This window comes from Roseateles sp. GW821-FHT09G09, assembly GCF_059415965.1.
The window spans coordinates 253,232-267,660 of record NZ_JBWKOG010000008.1; the positions used below are offsets into that span (position 1 = coordinate 253,232).

The 14,429-nt window shown below is 69.2% G+C and carries 13 protein-coding genes; 5 read left to right on the forward strand and 8 right to left on the reverse strand.

The window, feature by feature from the left end:
* Positions 1-101: 101 nt before the first annotated feature.
* A complete protein-coding gene (locus AC07O8_RS22120) occupies positions 102-710 on the forward strand; it encodes a 2-hydroxychromene-2-carboxylate isomerase (protein ID WP_495050086.1) in 609 nt (202 codons plus the stop codon).
* Positions 707-2,122: an ATP-binding protein gene (locus AC07O8_RS22125; RefSeq protein WP_495050087.1), complete on the forward strand. Its 1,416-nt coding sequence runs from the start codon at positions 707-709 to the stop codon at positions 2,120-2,122. The genes AC07O8_RS22120 and AC07O8_RS22125 overlap by 4 nt, the downstream gene beginning before the upstream one ends.
* Before the next feature lie 572 nt (positions 2,123-2,694).
* On the opposite strand, the gene AC07O8_RS22130 is transcribed toward AC07O8_RS22125, so the two are convergent.
* Both AC07O8_RS22130 and AC07O8_RS22135 read right to left on the reverse strand, forming a co-directional pair.
* Positions 2,695-3,492, reverse strand: coding sequence for a fumarylacetoacetate hydrolase family protein (locus AC07O8_RS22130; protein WP_495050088.1), 798 nt, complete (start codon positions 3,490-3,492; stop codon positions 2,695-2,697).
* Between the two features lie 218 nt (positions 3,493-3,710).
* On the reverse strand, positions 3,711-4,310 hold the full coding sequence (locus AC07O8_RS22135; protein ID WP_495050089.1) for a TetR/AcrR family transcriptional regulator: 600 nt from the start codon (positions 4,308-4,310) through the stop codon (positions 3,711-3,713).
* 151 nt (positions 4,311-4,461) lie between these two features.
* Between AC07O8_RS22135 and AC07O8_RS22140 the strand changes: the two genes are divergently transcribed.
* The gene (locus AC07O8_RS22140; RefSeq protein ID WP_495050090.1) at positions 4,462-4,929 is read left to right on the forward strand and encodes a nuclear transport factor 2 family protein; all 468 of its coding nucleotides are present in this window, start codon (positions 4,462-4,464) and stop codon (positions 4,927-4,929) included.
* 79 nt (positions 4,930-5,008) lie between these two features.
* Here AC07O8_RS22140 and AC07O8_RS22145 read toward each other — a convergent pair whose 3' ends face one another.
* The gene (locus tag AC07O8_RS22145; RefSeq protein WP_495050091.1) at positions 5,009-5,950 is read right to left on the reverse strand and encodes a helix-turn-helix domain-containing protein; all 942 of its coding nucleotides are present in this window, start codon (positions 5,948-5,950) and stop codon (positions 5,009-5,011) included.
* 130 nt (positions 5,951-6,080) lie between these two features.
* Between AC07O8_RS22145 and pobA the strand changes: the two genes are divergently transcribed.
* Positions 6,081-7,262 carry a 4-hydroxybenzoate 3-monooxygenase gene (pobA, locus tag AC07O8_RS22150; RefSeq protein WP_495050092.1) on the forward strand — a complete coding sequence of 394 codons (1,182 nt, stop codon included), beginning with the start codon at positions 6,081-6,083 and terminating at the stop codon, positions 7,260-7,262.
* 108 nt (positions 7,263-7,370) lie between these two features.
* Here the strand turns inward: pobA and AC07O8_RS22155 are convergent, their stop codons facing one another.
* From AC07O8_RS22155 to AC07O8_RS22170, 4 genes are all read right to left on the reverse strand, one after another.
* On the reverse strand, positions 7,371-8,396 hold the full coding sequence (locus AC07O8_RS22155) for an NUDIX domain-containing protein (RefSeq protein WP_495050093.1): 1,026 nt from the start codon (positions 8,394-8,396) through the stop codon (positions 7,371-7,373).
* Positions 8,397-8,510: 114 nt separating this feature from the next.
* Positions 8,511-10,217, reverse strand: a complete 1,707-nt coding sequence (locus AC07O8_RS22160; protein WP_495050094.1) for an NAD+ synthase — start codon at positions 10,215-10,217, stop codon at positions 8,511-8,513.
* 17 nt (positions 10,218-10,234) lie between these two features.
* Complete coding sequence (pncB, locus tag AC07O8_RS22165) at positions 10,235-11,476, reverse strand: nicotinate phosphoribosyltransferase (RefSeq protein WP_495050095.1); 1,242 nt, start codon at positions 11,474-11,476, stop codon at positions 10,235-10,237.
* A 13-nt stretch (positions 11,477-11,489) separates the two neighbouring features.
* Complete coding sequence (locus AC07O8_RS22170) at positions 11,490-12,365, reverse strand: cysteine hydrolase family protein (protein WP_495050096.1); 876 nt, start codon at positions 12,363-12,365, stop codon at positions 11,490-11,492.
* Between the two features lie 184 nt (positions 12,366-12,549).
* Between AC07O8_RS22170 and AC07O8_RS22175 the strand changes: the two genes are divergently transcribed.
* Positions 12,550-13,272 (forward strand): NUDIX hydrolase, encoded by a 723-nt coding sequence (locus AC07O8_RS22175; protein WP_495050097.1) that lies wholly within the window; start codon positions 12,550-12,552, stop codon positions 13,270-13,272.
* Between the two features lie 66 nt (positions 13,273-13,338).
* Here AC07O8_RS22175 and AC07O8_RS22180 read toward each other — a convergent pair whose 3' ends face one another.
* The gene (locus AC07O8_RS22180) at positions 13,339-14,394 is read right to left on the reverse strand and encodes an alpha/beta fold hydrolase (RefSeq protein WP_495050098.1); all 1,056 of its coding nucleotides are present in this window, start codon (positions 14,392-14,394) and stop codon (positions 13,339-13,341) included.
* Positions 14,395-14,429 lie beyond the last annotated feature (35 nt).

The following is a 14,429-nucleotide window of genomic DNA, read 5'->3' on the forward strand; positions in this document are numbered from 1 at the left end:
GGGCCTCTGGCCTTCGCCGTTTCTCGCCTTCGCCTTCGCCGTGTCTCCGTCGCTTCGGAGATCCTGGCGATCGCCGTTCGCCCAACGCTCTGGAGACCCTCGTGAGCCGCGTCATCGATTACTTCTTCGCCCCGATCAGCCCCTGGACCTACCTCGGTCACGAGCGCTTCGCCGCCATCGCGCGAGAGGCCGGCGCCACCGTGCGACTGGTCCCGATCGACCTGATCAAGCTGTTCGCCGTCTCCGGCGGGCTGCCCCTGGCGCAGCGCCCCCCGCAGCGTCAAGCCTATCGCCTGCTGGAGCTGCGGCGCTTCTCGCAGCACCTGGGCCTGCCGATGAACGTCGAGCCGGCCTGCTTCCCGGTCGCGCCGCACAAGGCCGCACGGCTGATCATCGCGGTCGACCAGGCCGACGGCGCGGACGCCGCGATGCGCCTGACCGGCGCGCTGCTGCGCGCGGTCTGGGAGCAGGAGCGCGACATCGCCGACGACGTGACGCTGAGCGCCCTCCTCGGCGAACAGGGACTGGCCGCCGAGCGCCTGTCGCGTGCCGCCGAGGACGACATCGGCGCGCAGTACGACGCCAACACGCAGCGCGCGATCGACGCCAGCCTGTTCGGCGCGCCGAGCTATGTGATCGACGGCGAATTGTTCTGGGGCCAGGACCGGCTGGACTTCGTCCAGCGCGCGCTGGCGGCCAAGGGCGCATGAGCACGACACCCGCATCGCGCGCATCCTCCAGCGCGCCCGGCGCCGCGCAAGCACGCCTGCCCGGGATCACGCCGGCGACGAAGCGCCGCTTCGGACCCCGCACGCTCTTCGCGCGCGTGTTCTGGCTGATGGTGTTCGGCATCGCGATCGCGCAGGCGCTGGCTTACGTCGCGATCCGACAGGAGCGCTCGATGGCCTTGCGGACCTTGATGATGTCGGGCGTCGAGCGCGACATCGCCACCGGCATCGCGGTGCTGGATCGCCTGCCGGCGGCGGAGCGCGGCGCCTGGCTGGCGCGCCTGGAGCGTCCGAACTACCGCTTCGCGCTCGCCGACGAGATCGATCCGCAGGCCGGGCCGGTGGAGCGGACCGATTTCAATGGTCCCTTCGTCGACGCGCTGACGCAGGCGATGCAACCCTTCCGCATCGAGCGCGCGGTGCAGCGCGGCGTCAAGCGGTATCAACTGCTGGTGCGCCTCAACGATGGCTCGGCGGTGACGGTGCACGCGCAGCGCGTCGACATGCCCATCCCCGAGTGGGTGATGTGGGTGCTGGGCGCGCAGCTCGTCGTGCTGGCGGTGTGCAGCTGGATGGTGGTGCGGCTGGTGACGCGTCCGCTCAAGACCCTCGCTGCCGCGGCGGACGACCTGGGTCCGGACCTGTCGCCCACGCTGATCCCGGAGGAAGGTCCCGCCGAAGTCGCCCACGCCGCGCGCGCCTTCAACGCGATGCAGCAGCGCATCGCCGGCTACACGGCGGAACGGGTGGAGATCCTGGCCGCGATCTCACACGACCTGCAGACGCCGATCACGCGGATGCGGCTGCGCGCGGACCTGATGAACGACGAGGCCCTGCGTGACAAGTTCCGCCAGGACCTGAACGCGATGCATGTGCTGGTCCGGGAAGGCGTGACCTACGCGCGCACGCTCCACGGCACCTCGGAGGTGCCGGCGCGTCTGGACGCCGATGCGCTGCTCGCGAGCATCGTCGGCGACTACGAGGACGCCGGCGAGGCGGTGACGCTCGCCGGTGCGGCCGGCTCGCCGATCATGGCGCAGCCGCAGGCGCTCAAGCGCATCCTGGTCAACCTGGTCGACAACGCGCTGGCGTTCGGGGGCCAGGCCGAGATCCAGGTGACGCGCAACGGCGCGCCAGGGCCGCAAGACCCGACCCCTCGCCTGACGATCGCGGTGCTGGACCGGGGTCCCGGCATTCCTGAAGAACAGTTGCAGGCGGTGTTCAAGCCCTTCCACCGGCTGGAGATCTCGCGCAATCGGGACACCGGCGGCACCGGCCTGGGCCTGGCGATCGCGCTGCAACTCGCCACCGCCATGGGAGGGACGCTGTCCCTCCACAACAGGACCGGCGGGGGGCTCGAAGCCCGGCTCACCCTCCCTGCCTCGCTCCCCTGAACACTGTCCACGGGTTCTGTGGACAACTCTGTTGGCTGAACGGGCAGGGATGCTGCAAGCCGTTGATTCGCCACGGAATTCGTTGCAATGCCGCGAAATGAGGCAGTGATCCGAAGGGGCTATCCGACGCGTGTTTTCCAGACCGCCGAACTGTCCCTGTGAACTGTGGACAAGTCTGTTGGCTGCCTCTGCAGGGGGGAGGCAAGTCGTTGTTGCACAAGGGAAAAGCTTCCCGTGCTTCAAAACAAGGCAGCCTCCAGCCGTGGGCGGTTGGCAATCGGAGGGCCTTGACGCGACCGTCCGCGGCGGTGGGCAAATGCCGTTCCCTCCAAGCAGTTGCTCACAGTGCCCACCGGTTGTGCACCGGGGCGCCAGACTGTCCACGGGCGCTGTGGACAAGTCTGTTGGCTGCCCGGGCAAGGATGGCGCAAGTGCTTGTCGTGGCAGGGAATTGTTTGCAATGCTGCGGAATGAGGCAGCACCCTCTTCCTGCGGTGCGACAAGCGCGGGCACTCCACGAGGCATGGGGGGGGCCCCAGTGAGTCTCGTTGCTCGCGGGCCTGGGCGTGGGGTCAGACGATGCGGATGCCCAGGTTGGGAAGGCCGTCGATGTGGCAGTCGATGACGTCACCCTTGACGACCGGGCCGACGTTCTCAGGGGTGCCGCTGTAGATGATGTCGCCGGGCTTGAGCTCGAAGGCTCGGGACAGCTGTGAGATCTGCTCGGCGACGCTCCAGATCATCTGGCTGAGATCCGCATCCTGCTTGGTCTGGCCGTTGACCTTCAGCCAGATCGCACCCTTGGACGGGTGGCCGCCGAGTCGCGCGACCGGGTGGATCGGACCGATGGGCGCGGACTGGTCGAAGCTCTTGCCGATCTCCCAGGGCTTCTTCTGGTCGCCCATGCCGCGCTGCAGGTCGCGACGCGTCATGTCCAGCCCGATCGCGTAGCCGAACACGCAGTCGAGCGCCCGCTCCGTCGGGATGTCGCGGCCGCCCGTGTTCAGCGCCGCCACCAGCTCGCATTCGTAGTGGTAGTTCTTCGTCAGCGTCGGGTACGGGTGATCGGCGACGGTGCCCGGCGCCACGTTCTGGATCGCGTCGGCCGGCTTCTGGAAGAAGAACGGCGGCTCACGCGTGGGGTCGCTGCCCATCTCGCGCGCATGCGCCGCGTAGTTGCGGCCGATGCAGTAGATGCGACGCACCGGGAAACGCTGGTCGCTGCCGACGATGGGGATCGTCGTCTGGGGGACGTCGAACGGCGTCTTCGCCGTCGCGGACGTCGAAACAGCCTGGCCGGGCAGCGCGCAGCCAGCCACGGCGCCGGCGGCCATCACGGCCGATGTATTGAGCAGGGAACGTCGGTCCATCGGGGTCTCCTTCGAGCTTGAGTTGTCCGACGCGGCGCGCCCCTCGACAGCTGGTGACACCCGCGGCCGAACGAGCGTAGGCGCCGGCCTGCATGGCCGCTTCCGCGTTTCCCCTCGAAGTGCGGCGGGCGGGGCGAGACCCGCACGTCGACGCCGGATCAGGCGACACCGGGTGGGCGACGCCGGGTCAAGCGACGCCGGGTTCAGGCGGCGCCGGCTCAGGCGCCGCTGTTGGCCACCAGCCCCACCACCATCTGCAGGCTCTTCAGGACCGGCGCGGGATCCTCCGCGTACTGCGCCTGCACGATCGCGCCGTCGACCGCTACGGACAGCGCGGCGGCGATCTTCTTGCGTTGCCGCGACGCGGGCAGCAGCGCCGCGATCGCGTCGGTCATGTCCTGCTTGTGGCGACGGGTGACCGCGACGACTTCGGGCAGGCTGGTTCCCATCTCGCCGACGCCGTTGAGGAAGGCGCAACCGCGGAACTCCCCGAGCGCCTGACCGCCGAACCACTCGGCCATCGCCGGCACGAGCGCGCCAGCGCCCGCGCTCTTTGCCGCGCCGCCGTGGCGCTGCAGCGCGCCGGTGAACCAGTCCATCCAGCGTCCGTGCCGCAGGTCGAGGTAGGCCAGGATCAGGTCGTTCTTGCTCGGGAAGTGCCGGTAGAAGGTGACCTTCGTGACGCCCGAGGCCGCGATCACCCGGTCGATGCCGGTCGCGCGGATGCCCTCGGCATAGAACAGGTCGTGGGCGGTGCGCAGGATGCGTTCGCGGGCGGGCAGCTCGCCGATGTCCACGCTGCCGTTGGTGTCGTCCATCCGATCATTGTAGACAGACCTGTCTACATCCGCCAGAATCGGACCGCGTAGACAGACCTGTCTACATGCGCCGGTCGGCTTTCCCATCCGCTGATCGATCGACTGCCCGATCTCTACCGACTTTCCCGCCTTCGACGAAAGGACCTCGACCATGGACACCCGCCCGCCCCTGCCCCCGTTCACTCGCGAGACCGCGATCCAGAAGATCCGCCTGGCCGAAGACGGCTGGAACAGCCGCGACCCGGCGCGCATCGTGCTGGCCTACAGCCCGGACACGCAGTGGCGCAACCGGGCCGAGTTCCCGCGCGGCCGCGCCGAGGCGCAAGCTTTGCTGGAGCGCAAGTGGGCGCGTGAGCTGGACTACCGCCTGATCAAGGAGCTCTGGGCCTTCGAAGGCAACCGCATCGCGGTGCGCTTCGTCTACGAGTGGCACGACGACGCCGGCAACTGGTTCCGCAGCCACGGCAACGAGAACTGGGAGTTCGACGCGCACGGGCTGATGACGCACCGCCACGCCAGCATCAACGACCAGCCGATCAAGGCCGAGGACCGCAAGTTCTTCTGGCCGCAGGGGCGACGTCCGGACGACCATCCGGGCTTGACCGAATTGGGACTCTGAACCCCTCCGGTGAGGGGGAAGACGCGCGCCACGACGGCGCGCGCCCCGCGGCGCTACGGGCGCGCGGGACGGATCACTCTCACCCGCCCTGCTGGCGCCAGGCGCTCGGCGACCGCCCCGTCTGCCGCAGGAAGAAACGCGTGAAGTAGGCCGGGTCCGCAAAGCCGAGTCCGTCGGCGATCTGCCGCACCATCAGATTGGTGTACCCGAGCTCGCGCTTGGCCTCGAGCAGCACGCGCTGGTGCAGCACCGCGAGCGCCGAGCAGTGCAGATGCCGGCGGCACAGCCGGTTCAGCTGCGTCGGCGTGATGCCCAGCGGCCCGGCCAGTTCCGAGACCGACGGCTGGCGGCGGTAGTGGCGCTCGACCTGTTCGCGGTAGCGGGTCAGGTGTTGCAGCGCGCGCCCGTCGCCGGCTGCCTGCGCGTGTGTGCTCCCGTGCTGCGTGCCATGCCGCGTCCCGTCCGAGGCGCCGAGACGCGCCGCCTGCGTCGCCAGCAGGGCCACCGCGTGGTCCAGCGCGGGCGCGCGCCACGCACCGGCCCCCGCATAGTCTTCGCGCAGGCCGTGGCCGACGGCGAACAGCGCGCGCGTCACCGTCGCGCCGCGGTCCAGCGCCACCAGCCGCGGCTCGGACAGGCTGTCCAGGAGTTCCGGCAGATGATCGAGCAGGTCGCGCAGCCGGCTTTGGTCCAGCGTGACGACGAGCCCCTCGGTCTCCGGCGCGAAGCGGAAGCCGTGCACCGCCAGCGCCGGCACCCAGACCAGCGCCGGGGCGCGCAGCACGCGTTCCTCCTCGTCCATGCGGACGGTGACGCGGCCGCGTTCGATCAGCAGCAGCTGTACCAGCGCACCGTGGCGATGGGGCTGGATCTCCCAATTGTGCAAGCGGCTGCGGTCGGCGATCGACTCCAGATGCAAGCCGTCCAGCGACGAGGAGCGTCCGTCTTCCCCGTAGAGGTCGTAAACCGGCATCGAGCACGGACGGCGGGTCGATCGACGCTGCGTGTTGTCGGGATCCATGGGTTCGGATTGTGCAAGTCCAGGTCGGCGTCGTCCATTCTCCGCCGGACGGTCGGGCCGTAGGCTCCGACTCACGGAGACAACACCACGGCCTCTTCAGAAGGCACGAAGGCCTGAAGGCATCCAACCCATGAAGACCTCACGCACGCAGGTGCTCATCGTCGGCGCCGGACCGTCCGGGCTGCTGCTCGGCCAGTTGCTGCATCGCGCCGGCATCGACACCGTCATCGTCGAACGCCAGAGCGCTGATCGCGTCCTCTCGCGGATACGGGCCGGCGTGCTCGAACAGGGCACGGCCGATCTGATGGACGAAGCCGGCGTCGGCGCGAGGATGCACGCGGAGGGTCTGGTGCACGACGGTTTCGATCTGGCGGTCGACGGCGTCCGTCATCGCATCGACCTGCGCGCGCTCACCGGCGGTCGGACCGTGCTGGTCTACGGGCAGACCGAGGTCACCCGCGATCTCATGGCCGCTCGCGCCGAGGCTGGCCTGAGCACGTTGTACGAGGCGGCCGACGTCCGCATCGAGGGCTTCGACGGCACGACACCGCGCGCGCACTGCACCGTGCACGGCGAGCCGGTGGAGATCACCGCCGACTTCATCGCCGGCTGCGACGGCTTCCATGGCGTGTGCCGGGCCAGCGTGCCCCCGGACGCGATCCAGCAGTACGAGAAGGTCTACCCCTTCGGCTGGCTGGGCCTGCTGAGCGACACGCCGCCCGTCTCCGACGAGCTGATCTACAGCCGCCATGCGCGCGGCTTCAGCCTATGCAGCATGCGGTCGGCGACGCGCAGCCGCTACTACCTGCAGGTGCCGTCGACCGATCGCGTCGAGGACTGGAGCGATGCGCGCTTCTGGGACGAGCTGCGCAGGCGGCTCGACCCCGGAGCCGCGGCGTCGCTGGTCACCGGCCCGTCGCTGGAGAAGAGCATCGCGCCGCTGCGCAGCTTCGTGGCGGAGCCGATGCGCTTCGGCCGGCTGTTCCTCGCGGGCGACGCGGCGCACATCGTGCCGCCGACCGGCGCGAAGGGGCTCAACCTCGCGGCCTCGGACGTGCGCTACCTGTCGCAGGCGCTGATCGAGCACTACCGCGAGCGCAGCGACGCCGGCCTGGACCACTACTCCGCGCGCTGTCTCGCCCGCGTGTGGAAGGCCGAACGCTTCTCCTGGTGGCTGACCAGCCTGATGCACAACTTCGACCAGGAACCCGCCTTCCAGGCGAAGCTCCAGGCCGCCGAACTGGACTACGTCCTCGGCTCCGAGGCCGCTCAGCGATCCCTCGCTGAAAACTACGTCGGCTTGCCGCTATAGCCGACGCGACCCCGCTCGGGGCGCCTCGCGTTGTTGCAAATCCTCGCCATAGCGCTGCTATGGCTCCGGTTTGCGCCTAGCGACGCACCCCGATCGGGGCCGCGTCGGTCAGCATTCAATGATGTTCAGGAAGTGATCGATGATCACGAAGTGGTCCTCGAACAACTGTGACTCCATCGCCGCCAGCTCGTCGCGGTGGAACCAGCGCGCCTCCTTGACGTCGTCGCTGCCGAGGACCTCGGGCAGCGTGCCCATCTCGCCGAACTTGAAGTGGTGCGCCATCGTGATCAAGCGACCGCGCGCGCTGCGCAAGGGATCCTCGAAGGTCTCGACGCCGTGCAGCGCCGCCAGGATCGAGGCGGGCAGCAGCGGGAAACGCGTCTCCTCGATCAGCTCGCGGATGGCGCAGGCGACCAGCCTCTCGCCGCGTTCCAGGTGACCGCCCGGCACCGCCCAGAGGTCCTCGCCGAACGGCCCCTTGCGGCGCACCAGCAGCACGTGGTCACCGACCGTCACCACCGCGTCGCCCGTCATGTAGGCGACCGCGGTGTACTTCTTGCGATAGCTCGCGATGGCGGCGTGTTCGGCCTTGCGCCGGCGGTACTCCGGCAGGCGGCTCCAGGCCTGCAGCCAGGCCCGCACCGGCGCGCTGACGTAAGGCGTCATCACCGTCAGCGCGGCGTCCGGATCGTCGGCCTCGAAGAACACCTGCCGCATCGCCGTCGCGTCGACATCGGCGAGCCGCTCCACCAGTTGCTGCCGCCAGCGCGGGAAGTTGTTCAGGTAGTAGCTCGTGTGGTCCTTCTGGTGACCGACCAGCACGATGTCGGCGTCCTCGCCGGCGATGGCGCGCACGCCCATCGTCACGGCGGCGTTCCAGCGCTTGTCGTCGAAGTAGTCGCGCACCGGCAGCACGTGCAGCCGCTGCTGCTGCTCCGCTGTGAGGTTGGCCAGCAGCATCTGGCGGCGCTCGTCATGCACGAAGGGGTTGCGCGGATCGCGCGCCTTGTACGAGGACCCCAGCACCGCGATCACCTCGTCGGCGAGGCCGAAGGCGGCCTGGAACAGCGCCTCCTGGCCGAGGTGCACCAGTTGCCAGCGGCCGACAACGACGGCGACGGTCTTGCGAGTCATGCCTATCCTTCCTGTTGCATTCCATGTCGATTCGAGCGCGGGCGCTGTTCAGGCCAGGTTCAGGCCCGATTCAAGCCAGACGCCGGCCCGATTCGGGCCCGAGGCCGGCCCGGTTCAATAGTGCCTGGCCGCGATCGGCAACTGCCGGCCGCTGCCGAAGGCGCGCGCCCGCAGCCGCACGATGGGCGGCGCCTGGCGGCGCTTGTATTCGTTGCGGGCGATCATGCCCTTGATCCTGGCGATCAGCGCCTGACCTTCGTCGCTCCGGCGCAGCGCCGCGACCGCGGCCTCGGCGGCCGTGCGTTCGTCGTCGGCGAGGCGCTCGCCCTCGATCAGCACCTTCAGCACCTCGTCCAGCACCTCGTAGGGCGGCAGGCTGTCGGTGTCGCGCTGGTCGGGCGCGAGCTCGGCGCTCGGCGGCTTGTCGAGGATCGCCGCCGGGATGATCTCCCGGCCCGCCACGTCGTTGATGTGCCGGCTGAGCGCGAAGACCTCCGTCTTGTAGAGGTCGCCGATCAGGCCCAGGCCGCCGTTGGTGTCGCCGTAGAGCGTGCAGTAGCCGACGGCGATCTCGCTCTTGTTGCCCGTCGTCAGCAGCAGGTGGCCCTGCGCGTTGGACACGGTCATCAGCACGGTGCCGCGCACGCGCGCCTGCAGGTTCTCCAGCGCGAGACCGGACGGCCGCAGCGCCAGCGTGCTCGTCGCCATCGTGTCGCCGACCTGCCGGACGATGTCCTCGATTGGGCAGACGTCCAGCGGGATGCCGAGCGCGTCGCACAACGCCTTGGAATCGTCCACGCTGCCGGACGACGAGAAACGCGATGGCATCGTGATCGCCGCGACCTGGTCCGCGCCGAGCGCCTCCACCGCGAGGGCGAGGGTCAGCGCCGAGTCGATGCCGCCGGAGGCGCCGACGACGACGCGATCGAAGCCGCAGCGCCGCGCGTAGTCGCGCAGGCCGAGCACGATCTGCTTGCGGTAGAACGCCATCGTGTCGAGGCCCGCGCTCGCCGGCGGCAGCGGACCGCCGTCGCGCGACGAGAAGAGGCCGCGATCCGTCTCGAAGCGCAGCGTGACGATGTGCGATTCGAAGCGCTCGGCCTCGAAGACCACGCCGGGTTCCGGCTCGATGGCGAACGAGGCGCCGTCGTAGACCAGCTGGTCATGGCCGCCGATCTGGTTCACGAACACCAGCGGCAGCCGGTGCCGCCAGCACGCGGCGCGGAACACCGCATGGCGCTGCTCGCGCTTGCCGACGTTGCTCGGACTCGCGTTGATCGAGACGATGAGGTCGGGCGCGGCGTCCGCCAGGCGCTGGAAGGGATTGACCGCGTAGTCCTTGCCGTCGTCGTTCCAGCCGTCCTCGCAGATCATGAAACCGACCTGGGTGCCGACTATGCGCAGCACGCGGGCGACGTCGGGACCGGGCTCGAAGTGGCGGCGCTCGTCGAAGATGTTGTAGGTCGGCAGCAGCTGCTTGTGATAGTCCAGCAGCACCTCACCGTCGCGGATCACCAGCAGCGAGTTGCGGAAGGCCTTGCCGGCGCCCGGGTTGCGCGTCGGTGCGCCGACGACCCAGTACAGCGATCCCACCTCGCGCGTCGCCGCGAGCAGCGCGGTCATCGCGCGGTCGAGACGTTGGCGGAAGTCCTCGTCGTCGAGCAGGTCGGCCGGGTAGTAGCCGGTCAGCGAGAGTTCAGGGAAGACGACCAGGTCCGCGCCGTCGTGGCGCGCCTGCCGGGCGGCGTCCAGGTGCAAGGCCAGGTTGCCGTCGAGGTCGCCGATCGTCGGATTGATCTGGGCCAGGGTGATCTTGAGCATGACTTCGCTCCGTTCATTCATTGGGTGCCGACGCGGAACACCTGCCGCAGATAGTCGAGGAAGGTCTGGTCCTCACACAGCGTCTTGCCGGGCGCATCCGAGAGCTTCGCCACCGACTGCCCGTTGCACCGGACCAGCTTCATGACGATGTTCAGCGGCTTCGGCCCGAGGTCGTTGCTCAGATAGGTCCCGATGCCGAAGCCCACCGGCACGCGCCGCGCGAAGTGCGTGTGCAGGCGGAAGGCCTCGTCGCAGTTCAACCCATCGCTGAAGACCAGGCGCTTGGTGATCGGATCGATGCGCAGCTTCGCGTAATGCGCCAGCGCCTTCTCGCCCCAGACCACCGGATCGCCGCTGTCGTGCCGCAGGCCGTCGAAGAGCTTGGCGAAGTAGAGGTCGAAGTCGGCGAGGAACGCCTCCATGCCGATCACGTCGGTCAGCGCGATGCCGAGGTCGCCGCGGTACTCCTGCACCCAGCCTTCGAGCGCGGCCTTCTGCGACAGCCGCAGCTGCACGCAGACCGCCTGGTAGGTCTGCAGGTACTCGTGCGCCATCGTGCCGATGGGGATCAGGCCGTGACGACGCGCCAGCTCGACGTTGGACGTGCCCTTGAAGACCGACGGGATCTCGCGCTTCAACGTGGCGACCACCTCGTCATGCCAGTCACCGGAGAAGCGGCGGCGCAGGCCGAAGTCGAAGAACTCGAAGGGATACGCCGCTTCGCCCAGCGTGCCGGGCACGGCGGCGGCGTAGTCCCGCAGCCGCTCGGTCTTGGCGGCGAGCCGGGCGCGGCCTTCGGCCAGGACCTCGTCTTCGCGGCCCGCGCAGAGGCGGCGGAAGTACAGCTCGTTCACGATGGCGAGCACGAAGATCTCGAACGCCATCACGTGGACCTGCGGTCCCTTGGCGACGATCACCAGTTGACCGGCCTCCGCGCCCTCACCCGGCCGCGCCTCGATGAACCGGCGCTGGAAGCGGAAGATCCGCAGGAAGTCGATGAAGTCCGACTTCATGAAGCGCAGACCGCCGAGGTAGGTGAGCTCCTCCTCGCTGAAGCGCAGCGTGCAGAGGTGGTCCAGCTCGCGGTTGACCGCGTCGCTGAGCTCGGCCAGCGGGAAGGCCGGCGTGTTGCGGCAGACGAAGCGGTACTCCGCGTCGTTGGCGGGAAACGCATGCAGCAGCGTCTGCCACATGGTGAACTTGTAGAGGTCGGTCTCCAGCAGCGAGCGGATGACGGGGACGACGGGGGTGTCGATCATGATCTCGCTCCGATCAGGCCGACAGCAGGCCGAGCGCCTGCGCCGCGGTCATCGTCCGCACGCCGAGCGCGCGGGCGCGGTCGGCGAAGGCCGTCGCGCCGGCCTCGAAGCCGCCGACCGGACTCATCGCGTCCTCGATCAGCACGACGCGGGCGAGCCGCTCGGCGCTCATGTCCGCGAAGAGGTCCTCGGCCGTCGCCGCCACGCAATGGCTGCTGGCTTCCCCGGCGATGAAGGTGAGTCCCGGGAAGTCGACGATGCGGTCGACCAGCGCGCGGTTGGTCTGCGTGCGCGGGTCCGCGGCGATCGGCACCTCGGCACGCACGGCACTGTACTGTTCGGTCATCGGGTTCTGGCCCTTGAGGACCTTCTCCACCGTGCGCAGCCGCGCGGCTTCCCAGCGGCCCAGCGCGGCGGCGAGCTCGGCGTGAACGTTGTGGCCCCAGGTGCCGACGACGCAGTGCGTCGGCCACACCATCAGGATGTACTTCTTCGGACTGGCCTCGAGGGCGTCGAGATACGCCAGCACCTGCTCGCGCAGCGCGGCGTCGCGCGGGGCGAAGCGACCGGCGCGGACGTCCTCGGCCTTGATCTGCGTGAACGGCGCAACCGGCGCGATCGGCTGCGATGCGCCTTCAACGCCTTCAACGCCATCGCCCCCGAGGCCAGGCTGCTCCCAGAACGCCGGCCGCTCGATCGCGTAGACCGCATGCGAGTCCAGCGTCACGACGATGTCCTCGATCGCGCCGCCCGCCTGGTCCACCAGCGCGGCCAGGCGCTTCATGTCCGCGTCCGCGCCGGTGACGGGCAGCGTTGCGCCGGGGATGTCGCAGAAGTCGTTCTGCGGGTCGACGATCAGCAGTTGGAGAGGCTGGGTGCGAGGGGTCATGAGAACTCCGATTCCGTCTTTGTCATGTCGTGGCGCCAGCATAACCCACTTCGTGCTTGTTTGCACTAAGTCGCCGTCCGCACGACGTGCGGGGGTGCAACGAGCTGTAGCACGGCGTTCCATTGGTTCCAGGATGCGTTCGGACCGGCGGTTTGACGGCCCGAATCCTTGCCGCTCATAATTCGTGCCTTTCCGCACTAAGAAGAACAAGCGCGTGGACTTCGAACGCCCCATCGTCACCGTCGACATCGTCCTGCTGACGCTGCGCGACGGCGTGCTGCACGCCGGTCTGGCGCAGCGGGACAAGGCGCCCGCGGTCGGCGCGTGGACGCTGCCGGGCGGCTGGGTGCACACCGACACGGACCAGGACGCCGACGACGCGGCCGCGCGCATCCTGCGCGACAAGGCCGGGCTGGTCTCGCCGTACCTGGAGCAGCTCAGGACCTTCTCGGGCATGCACCGCGATTCGCGCGGCTGGTCGCTGTCGGTGAGTTACTACGCGGTCGTCCCCGGCGACGTCGAGTCCGCTGCCGGCCCCGGCGCGCCAGGCGGCGAGCGCTTCCGCTGGGCAGCCGTCGACAGCCTGCGCTCCCTGCCCTTCGACCACGCGCAGATCCTGCGCACGGCGGTGGAGCGCGTGCGGTCCAAGACCCTGTACTCGTCGCTGCCGGTGCACCTGATGCCGGCCGAGTTCACGCTCGGCGAACTGCAACGCACCTACGAGCAGGTGCTCGATGCCGAACTCGACAAGCGCGGCTTCCGCCGCCGCATCGAGGAGCTCGACGTGATCGAGGAGATCCCCGGCGCGTTCACCAGCGGCGGCAGCCACCGCCCGGCGCAGCTGTTCCGGAAGAAGGCGCACGCGCCCGCGTTGAAGACGGTGCCGAGCAATCTGGCGGTGGGTTGAAGCCGCCCGCCGAGCGGTCTTGCTGCGACCGATCCGCTCCATGCGCACGCCGCGCCCGCCGTGCGCTCACCGCGCGCTCAAGCCCTTGAGCAGCGCCTCGTGGAATTCCTTCGGCGATTCGACCTGCGGCGAGTGCCCCAGCGCCGGGAACTCGATCAGCGACGCGCCCGGAATCATCCTCGCCGTCGAGCGACCGAGCGTCGCGTAGTCGCCGAGCTTCTCCGCGATCTCCTTCGGCGCGCGGACCGCGCCGGGCGCGGTGCGGTCCTTGCCGCCGATCATCAGCAGCGTGCGCACCTGCAGCCGCGGCAGTTCCTGCACCACCGGCTGCGTGAAGATCATCTCCGACGTCTGCGCCTGGTTCCAGGCGACCAACTCGCGGCCCGGTCCCGCGTACTGACCGGCGGACATGCGCACCCAACGGTCGTAGGCCGGCTTCCACTGGCCGTTGTAATAGAAGCGCAGCTGGTAGGCCTTGATGGACTCCGCGGTCGTCTTCAACTCCTGCGCGTAGAGCTGGTCGATGGTCGCGTGAGGCACGCCGGCGGCCTGCCAGTCCTCCAGGCCCAGCGGATTCACGACGACGAGTTGCTCGACCTGCGTCGGATACGCAAGCGCGAAGCGCATCGCGAGCATGCCGCCCATCGAGTGCCCGATGACCGTCGCCTTCGCGATGCCCAGCGATTGCAGCAGCGCCTGCGTGTTGGCGGCGAGCTGGTTGAAGCTGAACTGGTAGCCCGTCGGCTTGCTCGACGCGCAGAAGCCGATCTGGTCCGGCGCGATGACGCGATAACCCGCGCCGGTGAGCACCTCGATCGTCTGCTCCCAGGTCGCGCCGCAGAAGTTCTTGCCGTGCAGCAGCACCGCGGTCCGGCCGTTGGGCTGCCCCTTGGGCGCGACGTCCATGTAGACCATCTCCAGCGCCTGCCGCTGCGAGGTCAGCTTGAAGCGCTGCTGCGGATGCGGGTAGTCGAAGCCCTCCAGGCGGGCGCCGTAGGCGGGCGTGTCCTGCGCGGCCGACGCGGTCTTCGCGGCCAGCGCGGGTTGTGCGCCTTGCGCCTGTGCGCCGAGGGCGGATGCCGCGAGCGCAGCGACGGACAACACGGACAAGATCTTCTTCACGGTGACCTCCAGGAACGACGAGAACGCGCGTCGAC

Bases quoted from the DNA above. Each gene is read 5' to 3' on its own strand.
- AC07O8_RS22125 (WP_495050087.1), top strand. From the start codon at position 707: ATGAGCACGACACCCGCATCGCGCGCATCCTCCAGCGCGCCCGGCGCC.
- AC07O8_RS22130 (WP_495050088.1), bottom strand. From the start codon at position 3,492: ATGGACCGACGTTCCCTGCTCAATACATCGGCCGTGATGGCCGCCGGC.
- AC07O8_RS22135 (WP_495050089.1), bottom strand. From the start codon at position 4,310: ATGGACGACACCAACGGCAGCGTGGACATCGGCGAGCTGCCCGCCCGC.
- AC07O8_RS22140 (WP_495050090.1), top strand. From the start codon at position 4,462: ATGGACACCCGCCCGCCCCTGCCCCCGTTCACTCGCGAGACCGCGATC.
- AC07O8_RS22145 (WP_495050091.1), bottom strand. From the start codon at position 5,950: ATGGATCCCGACAACACGCAGCGTCGATCGACCCGCCGTCCGTGCTCG.
- pobA (WP_495050092.1), top strand. From the start codon at position 6,081: ATGAAGACCTCACGCACGCAGGTGCTCATCGTCGGCGCCGGACCGTCC.
- AC07O8_RS22155 (WP_495050093.1), bottom strand. From the start codon at position 8,396: ATGACTCGCAAGACCGTCGCCGTCGTTGTCGGCCGCTGGCAACTGGTG.
- AC07O8_RS22160 (WP_495050094.1), bottom strand. From the start codon at position 10,217: ATGCTCAAGATCACCCTGGCCCAGATCAATCCGACGATCGGCGACCTC.
- pncB (WP_495050095.1), bottom strand. From the start codon at position 11,476: ATGATCGACACCCCCGTCGTCCCCGTCATCCGCTCGCTGCTGGAGACC.
- AC07O8_RS22170 (WP_495050096.1), bottom strand. From the start codon at position 12,365: ATGACCCCTCGCACCCAGCCTCTCCAACTGCTGATCGTCGACCCGCAG.